This window comes from Phenylobacterium hankyongense, from assembly GCF_003254505.1.
Lineage (GTDB): Bacteria > Pseudomonadota > Alphaproteobacteria > Caulobacterales > Caulobacteraceae > Phenylobacterium > Phenylobacterium hankyongense.
Genome location: NZ_QFYP01000001.1, coordinates 409,223 through 434,019, shown reverse-complemented (window position 1 = coordinate 434,019; position 24,797 = coordinate 409,223). Strand labels below are relative to the sequence as shown.

The window sequence follows — 24,797 nt, the reverse complement described above, 5'->3', positions numbered from 1 at the left end:
TCACCAAGCCAGCTGGCGCGAACCGGTGACCAGGGTGGAGTCCGAGAGATCGAACGGCATGACGTCGGCGGGCCGCTTCGGCAGCGGCGCGACGCCTGTCGGCCAGCGCTCGGCGGCGGCCGCATAGCGCACCTCCAGCCGTCCCGGACCGCCGGGCTGCAGCACCAGGTCGATCGCCGGCGCGGCGGCGCTCCAGGTCAGGCGGGTCCAGGCTCCCGGCTTCAGCACGAGGCGCGCCGGCACGCCGTTCACGCTCAGCGCGGTCACCGGCGTGTCCGGCCTCAGCCGCAGGTCGAGGACCCGCGCGCCGGGCGGGGCTGCCGCATGCAGCACGAGGCGGCCGTCCGCCGACCGCTCCAGGGTGAGGCTGGGCGCGGGGGTCTGCACGAAGGGGGCCGGCGCGGCGCGCTCCAGGCCGTGCAGCGCCCAGTGCCGGTAGCTGGCGATCGCGCCGCCGTCGGCCTTCAGCGCGGCGTCCGTCCAGGCGGTCCGCGCGGGAGCGGCGTCGACCCGCCAGGCGCGGCCGGCGTCCTGGTCGATGTGGAAGAGCACGTAGCTCACCTGCGGATGGCGGGCGTCCCACGGCGGATCGAGGCGCACCAGCAGCAGCGCCACGACGCCGGCGGCGATCAGGGCCGGGCCCACCAGCCGGGCCGGGGGTGCGCCTTCCTCCGGCTGCGCCAGCGGCCAGACCAGCAGGGCGGCCAGGAACATCGGCAGCGCCAGGAGCTCGGGCAGGTCGAGGGCGAGGTAGGCGGAGTGCGCGAGGCCGCCGGTCCAGACCAGGCCGACGATCGCCAGCAGCGCCAGCGCGGCCAGGGCGCCATAGCCGCGCCGCGCGCCCATGGCGGTCGCCGCCGCGGCCAGGGCGGCCAGCGCCAGGGGCCAGGCGAACACGTAGGCGGCGGGCGGGGCGAGCGCCTGGGCGACGACGGCGACCGCCAGCCCCAGGGCCAGCACGCCGGTCCAGGCGCCGGGGCGGCTGATGCGGCGGCTGAACACCGCGAGGGCGATGAGCGCGGCGATGACGCCGGCGCCCAGGCCCACCGCGTCGACACCCTCTACGAAGATGCAGCTGCCGAGCCCCGCCGCCAGCGGCAGCAGGCTGGCGGTCAGCCGCCGGCCGCGCGCCGCCTCGGCCGAGGCGAAGATCATCACCCCCAGGCCCAGCAGGACCAGGGCGATCTCCCAGCGGGTCACCTGGGCCAGCAGCACCCGTTGCTCGAGGAAGCCGACGGCCGCCCCGGTCGCCTGGCGGGCCACGTGCAGCACGGCGATGGCGCAGGCCACGCCGTAGAGCAGGGCGCCGGCGCCGCGGACCGCGTCCATCCACGGAAAGGCCTCCAGCCGCCGTGCGCGGACCACGGCGAGCGCGATCAGGCCGGCGGCGGCGGCCAGCACCAGCCAGCCCATCGCCGGCGGGTAGGCGAGGATCAGGTCGCCGAACACCTGGCCGTAGACCACGTCCGGCGTCTTCGGCGGCAGGGCGGGCGCGAAGGCGGCCGCGCCGGCGGTGGAGAGCACCTGGTCGCCCATGTCCTGCAGCGTGCCGACCTCCAGGTTGGCCGGCGTCGAGGTGGGCGAGTGGTAGTCGAACTGGCGGCCCATGAAGGCGTAGTTGAGGCCCGCGTCCCCGGCCTTGCGGGCCTCGGTGAAGTCGGTGTCGTTGGGCATCTGGGCGTAGACGAAGCCGGTGAGCGAGGAGGCCTGCGGCCGCGCCGCGGTCCGCCGCAGCAGATCGATCGTGCCGCCATTGCCTTCGCCGGTCTGGAACATCTGCACCCGGCCGCCGCCGCCACGCGCCTCCATGTTGAACAGGAAGCCGACGCGCCTCGCCAAGGGATCGCGACGGAAGAAGGCGTTGGCGCCCAAGAGGCCCGCCTCCTCGCCGTCGGTGAGCACCACCATGACGTCGCGCGCCGGGACGCCGCGGGCCTTGATGGCGCGGACCGCCTCCAGCGCCGTGGCCACGCCGGCGGCGTCGTCGGCGGCCCCGGGGGAGCCGGGGACGCTGTCGTAGTGGGCCATCAGCGCCACTGCGGGCGCCGCGCGGTCACGGCCCGGCAGGACCCCGACGATATTCTCCACCGTGCCGCCGACCAGCGCGCCGCCCAGCCATTTGGGCTGCTGCAGCCCCTCGCCGGGCCGCACCTGGGGCGACAGGCCGAGCGCGCCCATCCGCGCCACAAGCTCGTCGCGCACGGCGTGGTTGGCGGCGGAGCCGATGGGGTGGGGCGTCGAGCCGATGGCCCGCACGATGGTCATGGCCCGCGCGGCGGAGAAGGCGCTCGCCGGCGCGCTGGCCGGCTGCGGCTGCGGCGGCTGCACCGCGACCCACGTCAGGACGGCGCTCAGCATCAAGGCCGCGGCCAGCGCGAGCACTCGTCCCATGACGTCGTCCCTCCCGAGGAGCTTTGCCGTACGTTAGCCCGCTCCTCCGCCGAAGCGAAGGCTGCGGAGGCGCAAACGAAAACGCCCGCCGGTGAGGGCGGGCGTTGGTCTCTTTGCCGTCAGTCGGCGGCGATCAGGCCGCGACCTGGGCTTCCTGCGGGTCGCGCAGCACGTAGCCGCGGCCCCAGACGGTTTCGATGTGGTGCTTGCCCTCGGCCGCCGCGGCCAGCTTCTTGCGCAGCTTGCAGATGAACACGTCGATGATCTTCAGTTCCGGCTCGTCCATGCCGCCGTAGAGATGGTTGAGGAACATCTCCTTGGTCAGCGTCGTGCCCTTCCGGAGCGAGAGCAGCTCCAGCATCTGGTATTCCTTGCCCGTCAGGTGCACGCGCAGGCCGTTCACTTCCACGGTCTTGGCGTCGAGGTTGACGAGGATGTCGCCGGTCTTGATGACCGATTGCGCGTGGCCCTTGGACCGGCGGACCACCGCATGGATGCGGGCCACCAGCTCGTCCTTGTGGAAGGGCTTGGTCATGTAGTCGTCGGCGCCGCCCGAGAAGGTCTTCACCTTGGTGTCGATCTCGGCCGAGCCCGACAGGATCATGATCGGGGTGTTGATCTTGCCGACCCGCAGGGTGCGCAGCACGTCCATGCCGCTCATATCGGGCAGGTTCAGATCGAGCAGGATCAGGTCATAGTCGTAGATCTTGCCCAGATCGACGCCTTCCTCACCGAGGTCGGTGGTATAGACGTTGAATCCTTCCGACTTGAGCATCAGTTCGATGCTTTGCGCGGTCGCGCTGTCGTCCTCGATCAACAGTACGCGCATTCTGCTCTCCTACTGTGGCGACGCGACGTCCGGCTAATTCTAGGAATCCGCCCCGACGCTCGCTGTTAACTTGCCAGCGAGTTAATTTAAGACTGGTTAATAGCTGGTGTCTCTCTCGCCCGAATCGTTAATCTGATTTGAGATTCCCGTTCAAGCGGTACCGTTCCCGCCGCGTGCGGCAGCGCCGTTGAATCTTTTGTGATTGGACTTGGCCCCCGAACGCGGCGGCCCTGAACGCGGCGCCCCGAGTGCGAGGGATGGGAACGGGCTGTAGGCGGGGATCGTTGAGCCAGGCCATCCCGCCATCCGAGGAGTCCCGATGCGCGCCAAGTTGAAGCCGCTCGCCCAGCAGGTCGTCATCGTCGCGGGGGCCAGCGGCGCAACCGGGCTGGCGATCGCCCGCCGCGCCGCCCAGGCGGGCGCGGCCGTGGTGCTGACCGGGCACGGGGAGACCGCGCTTCGCCAGGCGGCGGAGGCCATCAACGCCGAGGGCGGCCGCGCCCATGCGGTGGCCGGCGACCTGGCCGATCCCGAGGCCGCGGGGCGCATCGCGCGCGCGGCGGTGGCGCGGTTCGGCGGCTTCGACACCTGGATCAATGGGCCAGAGAGCCATGAACTGGCCGCCGCCAACGGCGCGCGCGAGGCGGCCCGGCACTTCCGCGGCCGACCCGGCGGCGGCGCGGTGGTCAACCTGACGCCGGCCGCGCCCAACCTGTCCCGGACGCTTCGGCGTGAACTCGCCCGCGCGCCGGTGTCGCTGACCGAGATCCGCCTGCCCCGCGGCGTACAGCCGCAGGCCGCCGCCGACGTGATCGCCGCCGCCGCCCTCTATGCGGCCAGCCATGCGCTGGGCCGGATGTCGGTGAGCGCCAGCGGCCGGCGCCTCAGCTTCTACACCGAGGCCCAGAAGCACCGCGGCCTGCTGGTCGGGGCGGGGCTGGTGGCCCTGGCGGCGGCGAGCGCCTGGTACGGCCGCGGCCGGCTGGCCGCCGTGGCCCGGCCGGTAATCCGCAGCGCCGTCCGGCCGCTGGTCGTGCGGGCGGTCGCGCGGCGTCCGCTGACCACGGCCAGGCTCGCCGCGCGGCGCCCGCGCCAGGCCCTGAAGCTGGCCCGCGCGCTGAGCTGAGGCTCCCCCGAAGGGGGAGGGCGGCCCGCGTCTTCACACCCTCTTAAGGCGGCGCGAGGGATTCTGCCGGCCCAAGTCCGAGGGCGTATTTCGTGCAGAATCTCGTGGCCGCCATCGAGCGGCTCGACCCCCTGACCGTCTCGGGCCGCGTCGCCGCGGTGAACGGCCTGCTGATCGAGGCCCGCGGCGGGCTCTCGCGGCTGGCGGTGGGCGCGCGCGCCGAGATCGACCGGTTGGGCGATGCGCCGGTGGCCGCCGAAGTGGTGGGCTTTCGCGAGACCCGCGCCCTGCTGATGCCGTTCGGCCCGGTGGAGGGCGTCGCCCCCGGCGCGCAGATCCGCATCGAGCCCCGTGGCTCGGCGGTGCGGCCGACCAAGGCGTGGCTGGGCCGGATCATCGATTCCTTCGGCGAGCCGATCGACGGCAAGGGCCCTCTGCCGCAGGGCCAGGTCGGCTATCCGATGCGCGCCGCCCCGCCGGCCGCCCACGCCCGCGACCGGGTGGGCGAGCGGATGGACGTGGGCGTGCGCGCCATGAACGTCTTCACCACCTGCTGCCGCGGCCAGCGGCTGGGCGTGTTCGCCGGCTCCGGCGTCGGCAAGTCGGTGCTGCTGTCGATGCTGGCCAAGAACGCCGAGTGCGACGCGGTGGTGGTCGGCCTGATCGGCGAGCGGGGCCGCGAGGTGCGCGAGTTCATCGAGGAGACCCTGGGCGAGGAGGGGCTGAAGCGGGCCGTGGTGGTGGTGGCCACCTCCGACGAGCCGGCGCTGAAGCGGCGCCAGGCGGCCTACATGACGCTGGCCATCGCCGAGTTCCTGCGCGACCAGGACCTCGAGGTGCTGTGCATGATGGACTCGGTCACCCGCTTCGCCATGGCCCAGCGGGAGATCGGCCTCGCGGCCGGCGAGCCGCCGACCACCAAGGGCTATACGCCAACCGTCTTCACCGAGCTGCCGAAGCTGCTGGAGCGGGCGGGCCCCGGACCGATCCGGCCGGACGGCACCCGGGCCGGGCCGATCACCGGCATCTTCACCGTGCTGGTGGACGGCGACGACCACAACGAACCGATCGCCGACGCCGTGCGCGGCATCCTCGACGGCCACATCGTCATGGAGCGTTCGATCGCCGAGCGCGGGCGCTTTCCGGCGATCAACGTGCTGAAGTCCATCAGCCGGACCATGCCCGGCTGCCACCACCCGCACGAGCGGGAGATCGTCACCGCCGCGCGCCGGTCGCTGTCCGCCTACTCCAACATGGAAGAGCTGATCCGCATCGGGGCCTACCGCGCCGGCGCCGACCCGCAGGTCGACCGCGCGATCCAGCTCAACCCCGCCCTCGAAGCCTTCCTGACCCAGGACAAGGACGAGTCCACCGGCCTGGAGAGCTCGTTCGCGGCCCTCAGCCAGATCCTGAATGAGGCCGCATGAGCTGGGCGAAATCCTTGATCAAGCTCTCCACCTACGAGGTGGAGACCCTGCAGAAGCGGCTGGCGGAGATCGCCGACCGGCGGATGCACGCGCAGATGCGGCTGGCGATGCTGACCGCCGAGGGCGAGGCCGAGACCCAGGCCGCGCAGAACGATCCGGAGAACGGCTGGCGGCTGATCGGCTATCTCGACGCGCTCAGGGCGCGCAAGGCGCTGGTGCAGGCCGACATCGAGGCCATCGCGCTCGAGGAGCAGGGGGCGCGCGACGCGCTGGCCCAGGCCTTCGAGGAGCAGAAGAAGTACGAGCAGATCGCCGAACAGGCCCGCCTGCTGGAGATCAAGGAAGCCGGCCGGCGGGAAACCGCGGCCCTCGACGAGCTGGGCCTGCGCAAGGCGTCCGGCGGCCGGTAACGCACCTTTGTCGGATCGCGGCCCGGCTGGGCGTCCTTAGTGCGAGCGCACGCAAAGGAGGCTCCCATGCCCTATGTCGACGGTTTCGTTCTGGCGGTCCCGAAGCAGAACCTGGAGGCCTACAAGGCCGTCGCGCGGACCGCCGGCGAGGTCTGGAAGGAACACGGGGCGCTCGCCTACGTGGAATGCGTGGGCGACGACGTGCCCCAGGGCGAACTCACCTCCTTCCCCCGCGCCGTGCAGGCCAAGGACGACGAGACGGTGATCTTCTCGTGGATCGTCTACGAGTCCCGCGCGCAGCGTGACGCCATCAACGCCAAGGTGATGGCGGACCCGCGGCTGAAGCAGGATCCGGCGGCCATGCCGTTCGACGGCAAGCGCCTGATCTATGGCGGGTTCGAGACGCTGCTGGAGCTCTAGCGTCGGCCGAGGACGCTCAGCCCTTGGTCTTCAGCCGCGCGCGTTCGGCTTCGACGTCCTGGCGAAGCGCGCTGAGGTCGTCGCTGATCCGGAAGATCGCCACGTAGAACTCGCAGAACGAGCGCCACAGCAGCACCAGGGCGGCCATCACCAGCAGGCCGCCGACCACCACCGGGATGGCCATCAGGAGGCCGAACGGGAACGGGTCGCGGATCGCCACGCCGACCGCGGCGCCGATCGTGCCGAACGCGCCGAGCACGATGATGCCCAGGCCGGCCCAGTAGATCAGGTGGATGACCGAGTTGGTCATCAGGCGCTCGAAGGTGAGCAGATCCCAGAGGATCGCCGCGCCCGTGCCCTGAGGTCTGTTGAGAGGTCGCCGCATCCGATTCCCAAGACTCACGGAGCTGTCTCGCCCCTTCGAGGAACCGCTACCAGCCGCGCCGCCCGCCTGCAACGACGCAGACGTCGCGCCCCGGGCCGGGGGCGCCCTGACCTGTCGCAGGACTAGATGGTGCCGACGGTCTTCAGACGCGCCCGCGGATGGATCTCGTTCTGGCTCATCACCGGGGTCTGGCCGCGGAAGCGCTCGATGATCGAGCGCACGTAGGGGCGGATGGCGGGGCTGGTCAGCAGCACCGGGCTCTCGCCGCTCAGCGCCGCGCGCTCGAAGCTGTCGCGCACGCCGCGGATGAAGTCCTGCAGGCGCGACGGGGCCAGCGCCAGCTGCTTTTCCTCGCCGGCCCCGACCAGCGCCTCGGAGAAGGCCATCTCCCATTCCGGCGTCAGGGTGATGATCGGCAGGGCGCCGTCGTCGCCGCGGTAGGCGAAGCAGAGCTGGCGGGCCAGGCGGGTGCGCACCTGCTCCACCAGGTTGGTCACCGAATGGGTGTGCGGCGCGGCCTCGCCGACGCCTTCGAGGATCGCCGGCAGGTCGCGGACCGAGACCCGCTCGCGCAGCAGCGCCTGCAGCACACGCTGCACCGTGGTCATGGTGACGGCGCTGGGGATCAGCTCGTCGGCCAGCTTCTTCTGCTCCGGCGGCAGCTCCTTCAGCAGCTTCTGCACCTCGGCGTAGGAGAGCAGGTCCGGCATGTTCTCCTTGAGGATCTCGGTCAGGTGCGTGGTCAGCACCGTGGCCGGATCGACGATGGTGTAGCCGCGGAAGGTGGCCTCCTCGCGCAGGGACTCGTCGACCCAGGTGGCCGGCAGGCCGAAGGCCGGCTCGCGGACGTGCTCGCCGGGCAGCTCCACCTGGCCGCCGCGCGGGTCCATGGCCATCAGGTGGCCCAGGCGCACCTCGCCGGTCCCGGCCTCCATCTCCTTGATGCGGATGCAGTAGCCCTGGCTGGCCAGGCGCATGTTGTCGAGGATCCGCACCGACGGCATGATGAAGCCGAAGTCGGCCGCCAGCGTGCGGCGCAGCGCCTTGATCTGGTCGGTGAGCCGGCGGCCCTCCAGGTCGTTGATCAGGCCCAGCAGGCCATAGCCCAGCTCGATCTTGATCTCGTCGATGGCCAGGGTCTGGGAGATCGGCTCTTCCTGGTCCTCGGCCGAGTTCGGCAGGATCTCGACGTTCGGCGCCTCGGGGACCTTCTGCGAGCGGCGCCAGGCGAGCACGCCGGAGGCCACGGAGATGGCCGCGAACGGGATCATCGGCATGCCGGGCACGAAGCCGATCACGCCGGCGCAGGCCGAGACCATGCCGAGGCTGATCGGGTTCATGGCCAGCTGGGTGACCAGGGCCTTGTCGGCGGAGCCCTCGACCCCGGACTTGGAGACCAGGAAGCCGGCGGCGAGCGAGATCACCAGGGCGGGGATCTGGCTGACCAGGCCGTCGCCGATGGTCATGATGGTGTAGGTCGCGAAGGCCTGGCCGATGGGGATCTTGTGCTGGATCACCCCGATCAGGATGCCGCCGATCACGTTGATGGCGACGATGATCAGGCCGGCGACGGCGTCGCCGCGGACGAACTTCGAGGCGCCGTCCATGGCCCCGAAGAAGGTGGATTCCTGCTCCAGCTCCTTGCGGCGCTTCTTGGCCTCGGTCTCGTCGATCAGGCCGGCCGAGAGGTCGGCGTCGATGGCCATCTGCTTGCCCGGCATGGAGTCCAGGGTGAAGCGGGCGGCCACTTCGGCGATCCGGCCGGAGCCCTTGGTGATGACCGTGAAGTTCACCACCACCAGGATGGCGAAGACGATCACGCCGATGACGAAGCTGCCGCCCATCATCAGCTTGCCGAAGGCCTCGATGATGTGGCCCGCGCCGTGCACGCCCTCGTGCCCGTGGCCGAGGATCAGGCGCGTGGAGGCGATGTTCAGCCCCAGCCGGAACAGCGTCGCCACCAGCAGCACGGTCGGGAAGGCGGTGAACTCCAGCGGCCGCTTGATCAGCAGCGCGGTCATCAGGATCAGCACCGCGCTGGTGATCGACAGCGCCAGGAACAGGTCCAGCAGGAAGGCCGGGACCGGCAGGATCAGCAGGACGACGATGCCGACGACGCCCAGCGCCAGGGCCACTTCCCCACGCGCCACCCAGCCCCAGATCTCGCGGGGCGTGGGCCGCTGGGCGGCGAAGGCGGAGAAGCTGGTGTCGGCCATCAGGTCAGGCGGCGCTCGCGCCCATCTGCGGGGCGGGCACCGAGACGCCGGCCTCGGTGTATTCCTTCAGCTTGTTGCGCAGCGTGCGGATCGAGATGCCGAGGATGTTGGCCGCGTGGGTGCGGTTGCCCAGGCAGTGCTCCAGGGTGTCGATGATCAGCTGCTGCTCCATGGCCGAGACCGTCTGGCCCACGAAGTTGCGTGAGGCGCCTTCCGCCGCGAGGGAGGCGGCCTGGGCGGTGCGGGCGAAGGGGTCGGCGGCGGCCAGCGGCTGGCCGTCCGGCAGGCGGATGGCGGCCTCGTCGATCTCCGGGCCGGAGGACAGCAGCACCGCGCGGTGCATGGCGTTCTCCAGCTCGCGGACGTTGCCGGGCCAGCGGTGGATGCCGAGCCGGCGGCGGGCTTCGGCGGAGAGCGGCCGGTCGGCCACGCCGTTGGCGATCGAGTACTTCTTCACGAAGTGCTCGGCCAGCGCCAGCACGTCGCCGGGGCGCTCGCGCAGGGCGGGGACGCGCAGGTTCACGACGTTGAGGCGATAGAGCAGGTCCTCGCGGAAGATGCCGTCCTTCACCGCCTGGACGAGGTCGCGGTTGGAGGTCGCCAGGATGCGGATGTCGACCCGCACCGGCTTGGTCCCGCCGACCCGGTCGATCTCCCGCTCCTGGATGGCGCGCAGCAGCTTGGCCTGCAGGCGGGCGTCCATCTCGGAGATTTCGTCGAGCAGCAGGGTGCCGCCGTTGGCCTCCTCGAACTTGCCGATGCGGCGGGCCACGGCGCCGGTGAAGGCGCCCTTCTCGTGGCCGAACAGCTCGCTCTCCAGCAGGTTCTCCGGGATGGCGGCGCAGTTGACCGAGATGAACGGCCGGTTGGCGCGGCGGGACTTCTGGTGGAGGTAGCGGGCGATCACCTCCTTGCCGACGCCGCTTTCGCCGGTGATCAGGATCGAGGCGTCGGACGGCGCCACCTGGTCGGCCAGCGCGATCACCGACTTCATCACCTGGTCGGTGACGATCATCGGCCGGTTGTCGTCGGAGACCGCGGCCAGCACCGAGGCGATCAGCTCGGCGTCCGGCGGCAGGGGGATGAACTCCTTGGCCCCGGCGCGGATGGCGGCGGCCGCGCCGGCGGCGTCGGCGCCGACCCCGCAGGCGACGATCGGCACCCGGATCCGCTCGGCCTCGTTGGCGGCGATCAGCGCGCCGATGTCGAGCTCGTAGTCGACCATCATCAGGTCCGCGCCCTGCCCGGCGCGGAGCGCGTGGGTGGCGGCCTCGATGCTTTCCACGTGGCTGACCTTGGCCCCCGCGCTCATCGCCATCTTCACGGCGCTGGACAGCTGTCCGTTCAACCTACCGACGACCAGAAGTCGCATAGTTCGTCTCCTTCACCTCAGCGCCGGTCCGATCAGACCTGCGCGTCGCCGTCCTTGATGATTTCCGTCATGGTCACGCCCAGCCGGTCGTCGACGATGACGACCTCGCCGCGGGCCACCAGGCGGTTGTTCACGTAGATGTCGATCGCCTCGCCGACCTTGCGGTCGAGCTCCAGGACGCTGCCCTGGGCCAGCTGCAGCAGCTGCGCCACCGAGAGGTTGGCGCGGCCGAGCACGGCTGAGATGTTGACCGGGACGTCGAAGACCGGCGCCAGGTCGGTGGCGGTCTTGGCCTCGTCCATCGAGGTCTCGGCGAGCGCCCCTTCGCCGGCGGCGAATTCGTCGAGTTGCATATCGTTCTCGGACATGGGTTCCGCTTTCGAGCTCAGCTCTCGCTGCCGGGAATGAGGGGTTCGGCGTGCAGGCCCTCGGCGGCGAGCGCCGCGCCAAGGGCCTCGGCCACGCGCTGGGCCGCCGCGCCGGGATCGAACGCCGCGGAGCCGTCGCCGAAGTCGAGGGTGAAGGCGTTGGGGCCGACGCCGACGTCCGGGCGGACCTGGATGGCGCCGGGAAAGCCGACCCGGGCGGCGGTCTCGTCGAGCACGCCCTGCAGCCGTTCGGCGAGTTCCGGCGCGGTGGCGACCACCAGCCGGGGCGCGGACTCGATCTCGCGGGCGAGCGCCTCGATGGCGGCCTGGATCGGCGCCTCGGGGAAGCGGTCCAGCGCCGCGTCGGCGATGGCGCGCCCACAGGCCAGCGCCAGGGCCGCGGAGCCGGTGCGATGGTCGTGGGCGACGCCGGCCAGGCGGGGCAGGGCCTCGCTGCAGGCCGCGGCGATCTCCGCCAGGGCGCGGGCCTGCTGGGCGGCGACGCTGGCCAGGCCCGCGCGTTCGCCCTCGTTGCGGGCGGTGTCGCGGATGACCTCGACCTCTTCGGGCGTGAAGCTGCGCTTGGGGCGCGGCGCCTGGAATGCGACGCCGCCGCCGGCGTCGAACTCGGTGTCGAAGGCGAACCTCTGGTGCACGGGATCGCTCATCAGTAGACGAGCTCGTCGTCGCCGCCGGCCCCGGCCAGCATGATCTCGCCCTTGGCGGCCAGGTCCTTGGCGACCTGCACCATGGCCATCTGCGCCTGGTCGACGTCGCGCAGGCGGACCGGACCCATGGTCTCCATGTCCTCGCGCATGATCTTGGCGGCGCGCTCGCTCATGTTGGAGAAGAACATCTCGCGCAGGGCGTCCGAGGCGCCCTTCAGCGCCAGGCCCAGCGAGTCCTTGTCGACCGCCCGCAGCAGGGTCTGGACGCCGCCCGGATCCAGCTTGGAGAGGTCCTCGAACACGAACATCAGGGCGCGGATCCGCTCGGCGGCCTCGCGGTTGCGCTCCTCGAGCGCGGTGATGAAGCGGGCCTCGGTCTGGCGGTCGAAGGCGTTGAAGATGTCCGCCATCATCTCGTGGCTGTCGCGCTTGGAGGTGCGCGCCAGGTTGGACATGAACTCGGTGCGCAGGGTCTGCTCGATCTTGTCGAGGATCTCGCGCTGCACCGGCTCCATGCGCAGCATGCGGGTGACGCATTCCAGCGCGAAGTCCTCGGGCAGGGCGGCGAGCACGCGCGCGGCGTGCTCCGACTTGATCTTCGACAGCACCACCGCGACGGTCTGCGGGTATTCGTTCTTCAGGTAGTTGGCGAGCACGGCCTCGTTCACGTTGCCGAGCTTGTCCCACATGGTGCGGCCCGCCGGACCGCGGATCTCCTCCATAAGGGCGTCGACCTTGTCGACCGGCATGATCGAGGCCAGCAGGCGCTGGGTCTGCTCGAACGAGCCCATGATGGCCCCCGAGCCGGACATGCCGGAGACGAACTCCACCAGCAGGTCCTCGACGACCCCGGCGGTCACGGTGCCGAGGCCAGCCATGGCCTGGGAGACCTCCTTGACCTCATCTTCGTCGAGCTGCTTCCAGACATCGGCATGATCCTCGCCGAGCGCGAGCAGCACGATGGCGGCCTTCTCCGGCCCGCTCAGACGGGAGGCGTCGGCGATGCCCGGTTTCTTGGGGACGCGGGCGTTCATGTCGTCTCATGCAGCCAGCTGCGGAGGATGGAGACGGACTCCTCCGGGTGGTTCTCGACGAATTCCGAGACCCGCTTCACCGACGAGGCCTTCACCTGGCCTTCGATGCGAGCGATGTCGATCTTGTGGTCCAGCTCGCCGATTGGGCCGGGCAGGGCGAGCTGGCCGCCGGGGTCTGCCCCCAGCTGCATCTGCTGGCCGTCGGCGGAGGTGGCGACGCGCGCGACGCTGGGCAGCATGGGCGTGCCGCCGCCGCCCGCCGCGCCCTTGAGCAGCGGCCGGACGATGAACAGCATCATCAGGATGGCGACGACGGCCAGCACGCCCAGTTCGGCGGCGCGCATGATGTCGTTCTTGTCGAAGCCCATCAGCGGGCTGGCGGCGGTCACCCCGTCCGGATCGTTGACGGTCGGGAAGCGGACGTTGACCACGGTGACCTGGTCGCCGCGCTGCTGATTGTAGCCGACGGCGGTGCGCACCAGGTCCTCGATGCGCTGCATCTCCTGGGCGTTGCGCGGCGTGTAGGGGCCGGGCTTGCCGTCCTTGCCGAGCACGCTGACCCCGTCGACGGCGACGGCCACCGACAGCCGCTTCACCTGGCCGGGCTCCTGCACCTCAGTGCGGGTGGTCTTGGAGATCTCGTAGTTGGTGGTCGATTCCTGGTGGCCGCTGGCCGAGGAATTGGCGCCGGCGCCCGCGCCCGCGCTGCCGGGGATGTTGGCGGCCACCGACGCCTGGCCGGAGGCGTCCGGCTCGTTCTGCTTGGAGTTCTCGTCGGTGGTCATCTCGGAGCGGACCACCTGGCCGTCGGGATCGAAGGTCTCCTGCTGCACGGTGACCCGGGCGAGCTCCAGGTCGGCGGTGACGTTGACGCGGGCCTTGCCGGCCCCGACGACGCCTTCCACCAGGCTCTTCACCTGCTTGGAGATGCGCTGCTCGACCTCGGACTTGCGGCTGTCGGCCTCGGCGGCCATGCCGGTCTCGCCGCCGGACAGGGTCTTGGCGTGCTGGTCGACGACGGTGACGCGGTCGGGCTTCAGGTTGGGCACCGCGCCCGCCACCAGGTTCTGGATGGCGCGCACCTGGTCGGCGCCCGGCTCGCGGCCGCCGACGTTGATGTTCACCGAGGCGGAGGACTCCGCGGCTTCCTCGTCGAACAGCTGGCGCTTGGGCAGCACCAGGTGGACCCGCGCGCCGGTGACGCCGTCCAGGCCCTGGATGGTGCGGGCGAGCTCGCCTTCCAGCGCCCGCTGGCGGTTCAGCTGCTGGATGAAGTCGGTCTGGCCAAGGGTGTTGGCGTTGTCGAAGATCTCGTAGCCCACGGAGCCTGCGGTCGGCAGGCCCTTGCTCGACAGCATCAGGCGGGTGGAGGCGACCTGGTCGCGCGGCACCAGGATGGTCGAGCCGTCGCCCTTCACCTCGTATTTGACGTTGGCCTGATCCAGCGCCTGGGTGATGGTCCCGGCTTCCTTCAGGTCGAGGTTGGCGTAGAGCAGGGCCTTGGGCTGGCCGAGGTTCATGGTCATGGCGACCAGGGCGGCGGCGACGCCCGCGCCGATGCCGAGGATCGCGGCCAAACGGCCGATCCCGAACCTCTGAAGCGCAGCCACGAACTGGTTCAACCCGGCGTCCTTCCCCAAACGCGTAGCGTCGGAGAAGACATGTCCGCCCCGCCGCTAGGCAGGATTTACCCAGTGGTTGGTAAACGGGGCTTTAAGACTTGCAGGCCGGGCGGCCGCTCAGCCGCTCCAGGGGCTCAGCGCGCCCCACATGGCGAGCGTCACCGAGAAGCCGGCGTAGATCAGCACCGTGACGGTGAAGAAGGCCTTGCGCAGGTGGGTCCAGGAGTCGACCCGCCGGCCGCCGCGCCAGACCGCCGGCAGGGCCACCAGGGTGGCGATGGTCAGCGCCGCCGCCACCAGGGCGCAGGCCGAGGCGGTGATCAGCAGCGCTCCGGGCCAGCCGTAGATCACCTGCGCCAGGTCGCTGGACTTCGAGGCCCAGACGGCGAACAGCGCCAGGGCGCCCAGCCACAGGCCGGCCTGGATGTTCTGCAGCAGGGCGGCGCGGGACTGGACGGCGTTCTCGCGGAACTCGCGCCGATTGCGCAGGGCCACGCCGACCAGGGTGACCAGGGCCGCGGCGGCGGTGAGCGCGGCGAGGATCGCCAGGGTGGAGGGCTTGCGCCACGCCGGGGCGCGCTCCATCAGCGCGACGTTGGACGCGGGCAGGAAGCCGCGCGCGCGGCCCTCGCCCAGGGTGAAGGCCATCCGCTGGTCGCCGTCGACGGCGATGAACCGCCGGTCGGAGGCCGGGCCCTCCGGCGCCCAGGTGCGCACCCCGCTCCTCGGGCCTTCGGTCAGCAGCCAGCCCTGCGGCGTCACCGAGACCGCGGTCCCGCCCATCAGCGAGGTGATGAAGCCCTCGAGGCCGGAATAGGCGCGGCGGGTGGTCAGGAAATAGCCGGTGAGCGCCTGGCCGTCGGCGGCGAGCTCGGGCGAGCCGGGGCGCGGGAAGCTCTGCGGCGCGGCGTAGAACTCCTGCACCAGCCGCTCGGGGAAGCGGCCGACCAGGGCCTCGCCGGTTTCCGAATTGGCGGCGATGAAGACGCCGAGGTTGAGCTGCGGGATCGTCACCATGTTGGAATGGAAATCGATGGTGGCGCCGCTGTGCCCGTAGCCGCGGAAGCCGCCGGCCACGTCAAAGGTCATGAAGCCGTGCGCCCAGCCGTTGATCCCGGCCGGCGTCCGCCGGAGCGGGGTGCGGAAGGCCTCCGCCGTGCGCGGCCCGAAGACCGTCACGCCGTTCAACTGCCCGCCGTTCAGCAGGGTGATCATGTAGCGGGCCATGTCGCCGGCCGTGGAGGAGGCCGCGCCGGCCGGTGCGATCTGGCCGATGTACTCGTACGAACGCTGCTGGAACCCGGTCCGGGTCCAGTGGAGCGGCGCGGACACGTCGGCGGCCAGCGCCGCGGGCATCGGGGCGGGCAGGCCCGCCTTGGCCGGCCGCGGCTCGCGGAAGGTGGTGTGGTTCATGCCCAGGGGGACGAAGATCTCGTCCTCGACCAGCCGCTCGAACGGCTTGCCGGAGGTGTAGGAGACCGCCTCGCCGGCCAGCCCTGCGCCGTAGTTGGAATAGCTGGAGACCGCGCCCGGCGCATGCACGCGGCGCGGCCGCTCCTGGCGCAGGTAGAGGTCGAGGGGGCGCACCCGTTCGAAGTCGTCCTCGAACAGCTGGCCGAGGATGCGGTCCTCGAAGCCCGCCGAATGGTCCATCAGGTTGACGACCCGCACCGGCTGGTCATAGCCCTGGTCCTTCACCTGCACCTTTTCCGGCAGGTAGAGGTTGATGGGCTGGTCGAGGCGGACGCGACCGGCCTCGACCTCCTTCATCAGGGTGATCCAGGTGAAGGTCTTGGAGATCGAGCCCACCCGGAACAGGGTCCGGTCCGGGTCGACCGGGCGTTGCGGCCGCAGGCTGGCGAAGCCGTAGCCCTTCTTCAGGACCACCTGGCCGTTCTGCACCACGCTGACGGTGACGCCGGCGATGTGCTCGTGGGCCATGGCGTCGCGGACCACGCCGTCGACGAAGGCCTCCAGCTCGCCCGGCGGCAGCGGCTGGCCGGGGGTGAGGCGGGCCCCGGGGACGGCCGGCGCCGCGGCGATCGGCACGGCGCCGGCCACGGCTGGTCCGCTCCGCGCGGCCGGCGCAGTGGCGGGCGTGGCTGTCGGGGCGCCGGGCGGGCGCGGCTTCGGGGCCGGCGGCTTGAGGTGGAGGACGGTGTAGGGAACCGGGGCCTTGGGAAGCTCGGCGGCCGGCGGCGCCGCCGCGTCCTGCGCGTCCGCGGCGAGGGGCGCTGCGAACATCATCGCCAGGGCGGCGACGGCGGCAGGAACGGTAAACCGCATTAGGGGAAATCCGGCTTGAGCTGGGCGATCATGGCCGTTTGTAGGCTACGGGGTGAGTCCCTCAAAGCCGCGTGTCAGGGTTGTCTCACGCCCGAGAACGCGTAGAGCGGCAGCAGTGGTTTGAGCTTGGCGCCGACCCACAGCTGGGGCTCGGACGGCGGCTCCATCCCTTCCTTCACCTCGCGCGCGGCGACGCACGCCTGGACCGCGCGGCCGAGCGCCGGGAAGTCGTGCGCGCGGTTGATCGACGACAGGAAGCAGTCGTCGAAATAGGGATATTTGTCGGCCTCGCCGCAGCCGAAGGAACTGCGGTCGGGGCGCGCGGCGGTCAGCACCATGCGGTTGGGCCCGGCCAGGGCGGGCACGAAGACGCCGGAGAAACAGGCCGACATCACCACCACGGTCGGGCGCTCGCCGCAGGTGCGGTCGAGCATGGCCCCGAGCACGCCCGGCGCCAGGATGTCCTCGTCCACCACCACGCCCTCCGGCGCGCCGTGCGAGCTGAAGTAGACGAGGCAGCCGCCGGTCGCCCGGCCGGTCAGGTCCACCAGCCCGTCGTAGATGGTGTCCAGGTCCGACTTGCCGGGCCGGGTGTCGCGGTAGCGCTGGGGCCGGACCGAGAACTGCCGCAGGTTGGCCGGCGCGAAGCCGATGCGCTCCAGCGCCCGGGAGACGTCGCGGCGGGCGTTGTCGAAGGCTTCCGAAGGGCCGCCGGAGTGGGCGTGCCAGTCGCCGGCCACCACTACGGCCGCCCAGTCGGAGAACGGGCCCGCGGCGGCCGGACCGGCCGCGCCCGCCGGAAGCGCCGACCCGAGCCAGAGGCTCAGGATCAGCGCCGCCAAGCGGAGCAGCCTGGACATCTACTTCTTGTAGGTCTGGAACGGGGTCGGGATCGCCGTGCCCGTGGCCTTGGCGAGCAGCCGCCCGTCGGTGTCGTAGAGCTCGCCCTCGGTGAAGGCGACCTGGCGGCCCCACTTCGCCACCCGGCCGATCCCACGCAGCCTGCCGGGCAGGGCGGGGCGGAAGAAGCTGGTCTTCATCTCCAGGGTCGGGGCCACGGCGGTCATGCCGGAGGCCACCATGCAGGCGACGCTCATGCATTCGTCGAGCATGGCGCAGAGGTAGCCGCCCTGGACCTGCTTCATCGGATTGAGCAGCAGTTCGGCGCGCGCCTCGAACTCCACCTCGACGGTCTTCTCCGCCTGGTTCACCGCCACCAGCCTAAAGCCCAGGGTCTGGGAGCCGGTGGGCTGGTTCCGGGTGCGCTGGAAGCGCTCGAGGATGGCCGCGTCGGTCAGCGCCTCGGGCTCGGCGTTGGCGGCGTCGGTCATCGACGGCTCACTTCTTCCGGAACTGGTCGAGGGAGACGATCTTGGCCTCGCCTTCCGCCGGCGGCTCGCCCTTGGCGTCCGGCTCCGCCGCGATGGCGGCCGGCGCCTTGGCTTCCTCCGGCGCGGCGGGGGGCGCCTCGAACTGCAGCAGGAACTGCACGCTGGGGTCGTAGAACCGGGTCACCGCCGCATAGGGCAGGCTGAGCCGCTTGGGCTGGCCGCCGAACTGCAGGGTCACCGAGAAGAAGGTCTCGCCGGGGGCCAGGTCCCAGTATTGGTGCTGCAGGACGATGGTCATCTCGTCCGGGTACTTGCCCAGGAGGTCGGGCGGGCCGGACACGCCGGCCGCGTCGGTCTTGAAGGTGATGTAGAAGTGGTGCGCCCCGGGCAGGCCTTCAGGCGCGGCCGCACGCTTCAGCGCCGCCTTGACCACCCCACGCAGGGCGTCCTGGGCCATCGCCTCATAGTGCATCAAGTCCTGGGCCGGCGGGTCCTGGGCCATGGGGTCTCCGAACGGAACGCGTGGACGGAAGGTAGCGTGTGGGCCGCCGCGCGCAAAGCGGCTTGAACGCGGTAAACGAAAAGAGGGCGGCCCCGGCGAGCCGCCCTCTTTGGAATCCGGTGGAGGGCTTCTGTTGGCAGGCGCCCTCCGGGCCCCGCCTAAGGATCTGAACCCCTAGGACTTAGGTCGGAATTTCATCGCACCGCATTACGCGGCGAGACGGATTTCCTCAGCGAAGTTATCGTTCGCAGTTAGTTAAAGGCCCGAAACGGTGGGCCAAGCCGGGAGAAAGCAACGCCTTTAGACGTCTGTCGATGCTGATCGGCCCCATGCTTCCCGGCGATACCCGGAAGGAAGGTTGGTGGAGCCGCCGGGAATCGCACCCGGGTCCAGTCCGCTTATTACGCGCGCGTTTATCTCCATAGTCGGGCCGAAGCTCGACATGCCCAATATAGGGGCTGGCCGTTGAAAACTGAAGGACGGAAACCGCCGTGCGCTTGGCCAGCCGTTCGCGAAGCGCCGATGGCGGGCCGATTTCGCGAACGACCACCCAGCGTTCGCGGGCGGATTAGCAGCCTGACGCCGCCCCGGCATAGCCTTGCGGGCAGATCCTTCCGCATAAGGTAAGCCCATGAAAAATCTGCTGTTCGCGATCCGGCCGCTGGCGCTGGACCTGATGTCCACCCTGCTGTTCGTGGGGCTCACCGCGCTGACCCACAACCCGCTGCTGGCGACGGCGGTGGCGATCGCCGCGGGCGTGGGGCGGGTGATCTACCTGCGGGCCAGGCGCCAGCCGGTCGCCGCCTTGCAGTGGATGAGCCTGGGCCTGGTGGTGGTGTTCGGCGCCGCCACCCTGGTGACCAACGACCCGCGCTTCATGATGTTCAAGCCGACCATCGTCTACCTGCTGGTCGGGGCGGCGATGCTGCAGCGTGGCTGGATGCTGCCCTACATGCCGCCGGCCGGCCGCGGCCTCGTCGGTGACCACGTGATGATCGGCTGGGGCTATGCGTGGGCCGGACTGATGTTCCTGAGCGCCGTGCTGAACGTCGGCTTCGCGCTGGGGACCAGCCTGGCGGTCTGGAGCGTGTTCATCTCGGTCTTCCCGATCGTCTCGAAGCTGCTGCTGTTCGCCGTCCAGTTCGTGTCGATCCGGGCCGTGGCGATCCGCGCCCACCGCGCGCAAGCGCAGGCCGGAAACCCGGCGGAAGCGGCCGCCTAGGGCGGCGCGGCCTCGGGTTGCGGCTCGGCGCCGGGCGAGCGCCGGCGGGCGTTGGGGTCGGCCCTCAGCGTCCCGCCCGCGGCCGTGAGCTCGCGGTAGGCGTTACGCGCGCCGCCGAAGCCCGCCCCGCCGGGATAGAGGACGTCGAAGCGCGGATCGTGGCCGAGCGCCGCGCCCAGCGCCGGCTCCAGGGCGTCGGCGACCTGGCCGATGGCGGCGCTGTCGCAGGCGCGGCGCAGGCTGCGCGAGCGGCCCGGGACCACCAGGGTCAGGTCGTAGGAGACGCCGTCCAGGCAGACCGCGTCGGCCGCCTGGCCGCCCTCGGCCACGGCGACCTCGCGCGGCGCGTTCCACATCGGGTGGTTGCGCAGGGCCAGGAAGGTCTGGGCCGCGCCGGCCGGAAGCTCGGCGTCGAAGCCGATGCGCCGCGAGATGCCGGCCTCGCAGCAGGCGAAGCCAGCGCGGCCCTGGACGAAGGCGTGGCCGTCGCGGCGGACGGTGATCCGCACGATGCTCTGGCGCACGCTGCGCGCCGGCCGCACCCAGACCTCCAGGATCATCTCCTCGCCGCGCGGCAGCTGCCACTGCAGCGGCAGCAGGCCCCAGAGCCGGTAGGTGGAGGCGTCGACGCCGTTGTCGATGGCGATCAGCCGCTCGCTTCGGCCGAGCTTGCGGCCGCCCAGCGGATCGGCGGCCTCCGGCGCGGCGGGCCACTTGTCGTCCCACCAGGTCCTCGGGTCGGGCGCGGGGAAGGGCCAGATTTCGGCCTCCTGCGCGGCCAGTCCGGGCGGCGGCGCGGGCAAGCCCCCGGCCGGCGGCGGAGCGCGCCGCAGCAGCTGCGCCTGGGCGGGCGCGGCCAGCATCACGGCGGCCAGGGCGATGAGGGCGGCTCTGCGCACGCCAGGATAGAGCGTCCCGCGCGCAGCGGTTCCCGTCAGAGGACTTCGACGCCGCGCTGGATGGAGAGCACGCCGGTGCGGGAGACCTCGACCAGGCCGAGCGGGCGCATCAGCTCCACGAAGCTGTCGATCTTCGAGGGCGCGCCGGTGAGCTCGAACACGAAGCTCTCGTGGGTGGTGTCGATCACCTTGGCGCGGAAGATGTCGGAGACGCGCAACGCCTCGACGCGGTCGGGGCCGGAGCCGCGGACCTTCACCAGGGCGAGCTCGCGCTCCAGGCCGTTGGGGTCGCGGGTGACGTCCTGCACGTGGCGCGTGGAGACCATCTTCAGCAGCTGGGCCTCGATCTGGGCCAGCACGTGCGGGGTGCCGCGGGTGACGATGGTGACGCGTGAGGTGTGGGCGTTGCGGTCGGTCTCGGCGACCGTCAGGCTCTCGATGTTGTAGCCGCGGGCCGCGAACAGCCCGACCAGCCGGTGCAGCACGCCCGGCTCGTTGTCGACCAGCACCGCGAAAGTGGCCAGGCTCTCCGCCTCCTGGTCATGGGCGAGGTCGTAGACGGAAGCGGGCTGGACGTCGGGCATGGGGGCCTCCTGCGGCGTGGCGGCCCTTATAAGGCGCATCCGGGCCGAAGCGAAGCATCCGGCTGGTCCCGCTTGCGTTCCGGCGACGCGCCGCCAACATTCGCCGCATGTCATCCCTGCGCATGCCCCAAAGCCTGGCCAAGCGGCTCGGCGCCGACACTGGCGAGGCCGTCCTCCGCTACGAGCTGATGGAGGAGCAGGCCGCCTCCCTCGGCCGCGCCGGCCGCAAGGTGGAGGCCGCGCTGGCGGCGCTGCGCGACCACCAGGGCGACGCCGAGGCGCGGCTGGCGCTGGTGAAGTCGGCGGCCGATGCGCTGTGGGGCTTCCTCGTCCAGCGCGAGGTCAGCGGCCTGCGCGACCGCGACCGGATCGTCGCCGAGTACGCCGTGCCGCGCGAGGTGCTGGTGCGGGTGGGCGCGCGCTAGCCTCGCTCGGCGTCAGGCCGGCGGCTGATTGAAACATGCCTGAAACGCTCGCCCGTGCTGCAGGGCTCCTCGGCGGACGGCCGCGTGCGCGAGGTCACTGTCGACGTCCTGGTCCGCTGAGGCGCTGGCGCGTCAGGTGACCGCCGCCACCTTGGCGCCGAGCATGCGCACCAGCTCGGCCGGCGCAAGCCGCACCTGCAGGCCGCGCTGGCCGCCGTTGACGAACACCTCCGCCTGCTCGGCCGCCGCGGCGTCGAGCACCGTGGGCAGGCGCTTCTTCTGGCCGAAGGGACTGACCCCGCCGACCCGGTAGCCGGTGATCCGCTCGGCGTCGGGTACCGGCGCCATCTCCGCCGACCTGGCCCCCAGCGCCGCCGCCAGCTTCTTCATGCTGACCTCGCGGTCGGAGGCCAGCACCACGCAGGCGGGCTTGCCGTCCGCCTTGACGATCAGCGTCTTCAGCACCTCCGAGGCCGGCGCGCCGAGCGCCTCAGCCGCCCGCAGCCCGACGCGGTCGGCGCCCGGATCGTAGTCGTAGGTCGCCAGCGCGTAGCGGACGCCGGCCTTGTCGAGGGCGAGGGTGGCGGGGGTGGTCTTCGACATCCTCCGGGCGCGGATCCTCAGGCGGCCTTCTTGCCGACCACGGCGAACATCGCGCCCTGCGGGTCCTGGCCCTGCGCGATCCACTCGCCGTTCGGCACTTCCATCGGCCCGTTGAGGACCTGGCCGCCGGCCGCCGTGATGCGCTGCGCCGCTTGGTCGATGTCGCCCACCTGGAAGTAGTAGAGCCAGGCCGGAACCGGCATGTTGGCCGGCTTGGCCATCATGCCGCCGCCCTGGTCGTAGGCGTTGGAGAACAGCCGGTAGACGCCCATCGGGCCCATATCCATGTCGCTGTCCTTCTTCCAGCCGAACATCTCGGCGTAGAACGGGAAGTCGGCCTCAAGGTCGCCGGCGTAGAGCTCGTGCCAGCTGGCGTGGCCGAGCGTCCCGCGCGCCGCCTCCGGACGTGGCGGGTCCGCCGGGACCGGCGTCATGATGGCGATCACCGCGCCATGCGGATCGGCGATGATGGCGAAGCGGCCGACCTCCGGGATGTCCTGCGGCGGGCGGATGACCGAGCCGCCGAGACTGGCGGCCTTCCGGGCCGCAGCGTCCACGTCGTCCACCGCCACGTAGGCGGTCCAGTTGGGCGGCACGCCCATCGCCTTGACCTCGTCGGTCAGCGGCATGGCGCCGCCGACACCCGCGCCGTCGGCCTCCAGGATGGTGTAGGCGCCCCCGGGCATCGGCATGTCCTGGCTCGTCCAGCCGACCACGTTTCCATAGAAGGACTTGGCCCCGGCGATGTCGGGGGTCATCAGCTCGTACCAGATGAAACGGCCGTGGAAGTTGGACATGGGCGCCTCCTGTTGGGGCCTCACCTTATCTCCGCGAACGCGTCAGTCGAGTGACCCCCGTCAAACAAGGTCTCTTGGTCAAACCAGGCCCTTGCCGGCGTCGTCGATGATAGAGCCGAGGTCGCGGGCTTCCTCGGCCATGATCATCTCGTTGTGCGCCTTGCCCGACGGGATCATCGGGAAGCAGTTCTCTTCCTTGGTCACCCGGCAGTCGAAGATCACCGGCTTGTCCACCGCGATCATCTGGCGGATCGCGTCGTCCAGCTCGTCCGGATGCTCGGCGCGGATGCCGACGCCGCCATAGGCCTCCGCCAGCTTCACGAAGTCCGGCAGGCTGGCCGAATAGGAGTGCGAATAGCGCTCCCCGTGCAGCAGCTGCTGCCACTGGCGCACCATCCCCATCCACTCGTTGTTGAGGATGAAGATCTTGATCGGCAGGTCGTGCTGCACGGCGGTGGACATCTCCTGCATCGTCATCTGCACGGAGGCGTCGCCGGCGATGTCGATGACCAGGCTGTTCGGGTGGGCGATCTGCACGCCGACCGCGGCGGGCAGGCCGTAGCCCATGGTGCCCAGGCCGCCGGAGGTCATCCAGCGGTTCGGCTCGTCGAAGTGGAAGAACTGCGCCGCCCACATCTGGTGCTGGCCGACCTCGGTGGTGATGTAGACGTCCTTGTCGCGGGTCAGGTCGTAGAGCCGCTGGATGGCGTGCTGCGGCTTGATCAGCTTGGCGTCGGGCCGGTAGCGGAACGAGTCCCGCGCGCGCCAGGCCTCGATCTCCTTCCACCAGGTGTCGCCGGCGGTCTTGTCGGCCTTGTAGCCGCGCTGTTTCCACACCGCGATCAGGTCCTCCAGCACCGAGGCCGCGTCGCCGACGATGCCGATGTCGACGCGGACGTTCTTGCCGATCGACGAGGCGTCGATGTCGATGTGGATCTTGCGCGAGGTGGGCGCGAAGGCGTCGAGCCGCCCGGTCACCCGGTCGTCGAACCGCGCGCCCACCGCCACCATGACGTCGCAGTCGTGCATGGCGTTGTTGGCCTCGAACGAGCCGTGCATGCCGACCATGCCCAGCCACTGCGGGTCGGAGGCCGGAAAGGCGCCCAGGCCCATCAGCGTCGAGGTCACCGGCGCGCCGGTCAGCTTGGCGAGCTCCCGCAGCAGCTCGGCGGCGCGGGGGCCGGCGTTGATCACGCCGCCGCCGGTGTAGAGGATCGGCCGTCGGGCGTTGGCGATCATCGCCGCCGCATCGGCGATCCGCGAGGGCTCGCCCTTGGTCCGCGGGGCGTAGTTGTGGCTGTGCTTGACCTCGTTCGGGCCCTGGTAGGTCCCCTTGGCGAACTGCACGTCCTTGGGGATGTCGATGACCACCGGGCCGGGACGGCCGGAGGTGGCGATGTGGAAGGCCTCGTGGATGATCCGCGGTAGGTCGTCGACCGACTTCACCAGGTAGTTGTGCTTGGTGCAGGGCCGGGTGATGCCGATGGTGTCGCATTCCTGGAAGGCGTCGGTGCCGATCAGGTGGGTGGCGACCTGGCCGGTGATGACCACCAGCGGGATGGAGTCCATCAGCGCGTCGACGATGCCGGTGACCGCGTTGGTCGCGCCGGGGCCCGAAGTGACCAGCACCACGCCGGGCTTGCCGGTGGAGCGCGCATAGCCCTCGGCGGCGTGGGTCGCGCCCTGCTCGTGGCGGACCAGGACGTGGCGCAGCTTCGGCTCGGCGAACAGGGCGTCGTAGATCGGCAGGACCGCCCCGCCGGGATAGCCGAACAGCACGTCCACCCCCTGGTCGAGGAGGGCGCGGACGACGATCTCCGCGCCGGAGAGGGTGTCCTGCTGGGCTTCGATGGTCTGGTGGGCGGTCATGGCGGCGGGCC

General features: G+C 71.1%; 24 protein-coding genes and 1 other RNA gene. 6 read left to right on the top strand and 19 right to left on the bottom strand.

Annotated features, from left to right (window positions below; all coding sequences use genetic code 11):
- Both DJ021_RS02055 and ctrA read right to left on the bottom strand, forming a co-directional pair.
- Positions 1 to 2,391 (bottom strand): M20/M25/M40 family metallo-hydrolase, encoded by a 2,391-nt coding sequence (locus tag DJ021_RS02055; RefSeq protein ID WP_111455958.1) that lies wholly within the window; start codon positions 2,389 to 2,391, stop codon positions 1 to 3.
- A gap of 133 nt (positions 2,392 to 2,524) precedes the next feature.
- Positions 2,525 to 3,220, bottom strand: coding sequence for a response regulator transcription factor CtrA (gene ctrA / locus DJ021_RS02050; protein WP_111455957.1), 696 nt, complete (start codon positions 3,218 to 3,220; stop codon positions 2,525 to 2,527).
- A gap of 319 nt (positions 3,221 to 3,539) precedes the next feature.
- Between ctrA and DJ021_RS02045 the strand changes: the two genes are divergently transcribed.
- The 4 genes from DJ021_RS02045 to DJ021_RS02030 all read left to right on the top strand — a co-directional run bounded on the left by DJ021_RS02045 (position 3,540) and on the right by DJ021_RS02030 (position 6,603).
- Positions 3,540 to 4,346 carry an SDR family NAD(P)-dependent oxidoreductase gene (locus tag DJ021_RS02045; RefSeq protein WP_111455956.1) on the top strand — a complete coding sequence of 269 codons (807 nt, stop codon included), beginning with the start codon at positions 3,540 to 3,542 and terminating at the stop codon, positions 4,344 to 4,346.
- A gap of 92 nt (positions 4,347 to 4,438) precedes the next feature.
- Complete coding sequence (gene fliI, locus DJ021_RS02040; protein ID WP_111455955.1) at positions 4,439 to 5,773, top strand: flagellar protein export ATPase FliI; 1,335 nt, start codon at positions 4,439 to 4,441, stop codon at positions 5,771 to 5,773.
- Positions 5,770 to 6,183, top strand: a complete 414-nt coding sequence (locus DJ021_RS02035; protein ID WP_111455954.1) for a flagellar export protein FliJ — start codon at positions 5,770 to 5,772, stop codon at positions 6,181 to 6,183. Before fliI ends, DJ021_RS02035 begins: the two co-directional genes overlap by 4 nt.
- Before the next feature lie 66 nt (positions 6,184 to 6,249).
- Entirely contained in the window at positions 6,250 to 6,603 is a 354-nt protein-coding gene (locus DJ021_RS02030; protein ID WP_111455953.1) for a DUF1428 domain-containing protein, read from the top strand.
- Between the two features lie 16 nt (positions 6,604 to 6,619).
- On the opposite strand, the gene DJ021_RS02025 is transcribed toward DJ021_RS02030, so the two are convergent.
- From DJ021_RS02025 to ssrA, 12 genes are all read right to left on the bottom strand, one after another.
- A complete protein-coding gene (locus DJ021_RS02025; RefSeq protein WP_111455952.1) occupies positions 6,620 to 6,988 on the bottom strand; it encodes a DUF4282 domain-containing protein in 369 nt (122 codons plus the stop codon).
- 122 nt (positions 6,989 to 7,110) lie between these two features.
- A complete protein-coding gene (gene flhA, locus DJ021_RS02020; RefSeq protein WP_111455951.1) occupies positions 7,111 to 9,204 on the bottom strand; it encodes a flagellar biosynthesis protein FlhA in 2,094 nt (697 codons plus the stop codon).
- A 4-nt stretch (positions 9,205 to 9,208) separates the two neighbouring features.
- The gene (gene flbD, locus DJ021_RS02015) at positions 9,209 to 10,576 is read right to left on the bottom strand and encodes a sigma-54-dependent transcriptional regulator FlbD (RefSeq protein WP_111455950.1); all 1,368 of its coding nucleotides are present in this window, start codon (positions 10,574 to 10,576) and stop codon (positions 9,209 to 9,211) included.
- A 32-nt stretch (positions 10,577 to 10,608) separates the two neighbouring features.
- Positions 10,609 to 10,944, bottom strand: a complete 336-nt coding sequence (gene fliN, locus DJ021_RS02010) for a flagellar motor switch protein FliN (protein ID WP_111455949.1) — start codon at positions 10,942 to 10,944, stop codon at positions 10,609 to 10,611.
- Between the two features lie 17 nt (positions 10,945 to 10,961).
- The gene (locus DJ021_RS02005) at positions 10,962 to 11,612 is read right to left on the bottom strand and encodes a FliH/SctL family protein (protein ID WP_111455948.1); all 651 of its coding nucleotides are present in this window, start codon (positions 11,610 to 11,612) and stop codon (positions 10,962 to 10,964) included.
- Positions 11,612 to 12,646 carry a flagellar motor switch protein FliG gene (gene fliG / locus DJ021_RS02000; RefSeq protein ID WP_111455947.1) on the bottom strand — a complete coding sequence of 345 codons (1,035 nt, stop codon included), beginning with the start codon at positions 12,644 to 12,646 and terminating at the stop codon, positions 11,612 to 11,614. The genes DJ021_RS02005 and fliG overlap by 1 nt, the downstream gene beginning before the upstream one ends.
- Complete coding sequence (gene fliF, locus DJ021_RS01995) at positions 12,643 to 14,268, bottom strand: flagellar basal-body MS-ring/collar protein FliF (RefSeq protein WP_111455946.1); 1,626 nt, start codon at positions 14,266 to 14,268, stop codon at positions 12,643 to 12,645. The genes fliG and fliF overlap by 4 nt, the downstream gene beginning before the upstream one ends.
- A 117-nt stretch (positions 14,269 to 14,385) precedes the next feature.
- Positions 14,386 to 16,554, bottom strand: coding sequence for a serine hydrolase domain-containing protein (locus tag DJ021_RS01990; RefSeq protein WP_111455945.1), 2,169 nt, complete (start codon positions 16,552 to 16,554; stop codon positions 14,386 to 14,388).
- Between the two features lie 74 nt (positions 16,555 to 16,628).
- A complete protein-coding gene (locus tag DJ021_RS01985; protein ID WP_111455944.1) occupies positions 16,629 to 17,414 on the bottom strand; it encodes a C13 family peptidase in 786 nt (261 codons plus the stop codon).
- Positions 17,415 to 17,885 (bottom strand): PaaI family thioesterase, encoded by a 471-nt coding sequence (locus DJ021_RS01980; RefSeq protein WP_111455943.1) that lies wholly within the window; start codon positions 17,883 to 17,885, stop codon positions 17,415 to 17,417.
- A gap of 7 nt (positions 17,886 to 17,892) precedes the next feature.
- Complete coding sequence (locus tag DJ021_RS01975) at positions 17,893 to 18,387, bottom strand: SspB family protein (RefSeq protein ID WP_111455942.1); 495 nt, start codon at positions 18,385 to 18,387, stop codon at positions 17,893 to 17,895.
- 118 nt (positions 18,388 to 18,505) lie between these two features.
- Positions 18,506 to 18,868, bottom strand: a transfer-messenger RNA (tmRNA) gene (gene ssrA / locus DJ021_RS01970).
- Positions 18,869 to 19,018: 150 nt separating this feature from the next.
- Between ssrA and DJ021_RS01965 the strand changes: the two genes are divergently transcribed.
- Complete coding sequence (locus DJ021_RS01965) at positions 19,019 to 19,609, top strand: inner membrane-spanning protein YciB (RefSeq protein ID WP_111455941.1); 591 nt, start codon at positions 19,019 to 19,021, stop codon at positions 19,607 to 19,609.
- Here DJ021_RS01965 and DJ021_RS01960 read toward each other — a convergent pair.
- Positions 19,606 to 20,508, bottom strand: a complete 903-nt coding sequence (locus DJ021_RS01960; protein ID WP_111455940.1) for a hypothetical protein — start codon at positions 20,506 to 20,508, stop codon at positions 19,606 to 19,608. The two genes, DJ021_RS01965 and DJ021_RS01960, sit on opposite strands and share 4 nt — an antisense overlap.
- Before the next feature lie 35 nt (positions 20,509 to 20,543).
- Positions 20,544 to 21,092 (bottom strand): acetolactate synthase small subunit, encoded by a 549-nt coding sequence (gene ilvN / locus DJ021_RS01955; protein WP_111455939.1) that lies wholly within the window; start codon positions 21,090 to 21,092, stop codon positions 20,544 to 20,546.
- Between the two features lie 122 nt (positions 21,093 to 21,214).
- Here ilvN and DJ021_RS01950 point away from each other — a divergent pair, with 122 nt between their 5' ends.
- Positions 21,215 to 21,517 carry a DUF6665 family protein gene (locus DJ021_RS01950; RefSeq protein WP_207801749.1) on the top strand — a complete coding sequence of 101 codons (303 nt, stop codon included), beginning with the start codon at positions 21,215 to 21,217 and terminating at the stop codon, positions 21,515 to 21,517.
- 132 nt (positions 21,518 to 21,649) lie between these two features.
- Here DJ021_RS01950 and ybaK read toward each other — a convergent pair whose 3' ends face one another.
- The 3 genes from ybaK to DJ021_RS01935 form a co-directional block, all read right to left on the bottom strand.
- Positions 21,650 to 22,120: a Cys-tRNA(Pro) deacylase gene (gene ybaK, locus DJ021_RS01945; RefSeq protein ID WP_111455937.1), complete on the bottom strand. Its 471-nt coding sequence runs from the start codon at positions 22,118 to 22,120 to the stop codon at positions 21,650 to 21,652.
- A gap of 17 nt (positions 22,121 to 22,137) precedes the next feature.
- On the bottom strand, positions 22,138 to 22,917 hold the full coding sequence (locus DJ021_RS01940; RefSeq protein ID WP_111455936.1) for a VOC family protein: 780 nt from the start codon (positions 22,915 to 22,917) through the stop codon (positions 22,138 to 22,140).
- 78 nt (positions 22,918 to 22,995) lie between these two features.
- A complete protein-coding gene (locus DJ021_RS01935) occupies positions 22,996 to 24,786 on the bottom strand; it encodes an acetolactate synthase 3 large subunit (protein WP_111455935.1) in 1,791 nt (596 codons plus the stop codon).
- Positions 24,787 to 24,797 lie beyond the last annotated feature (11 nt).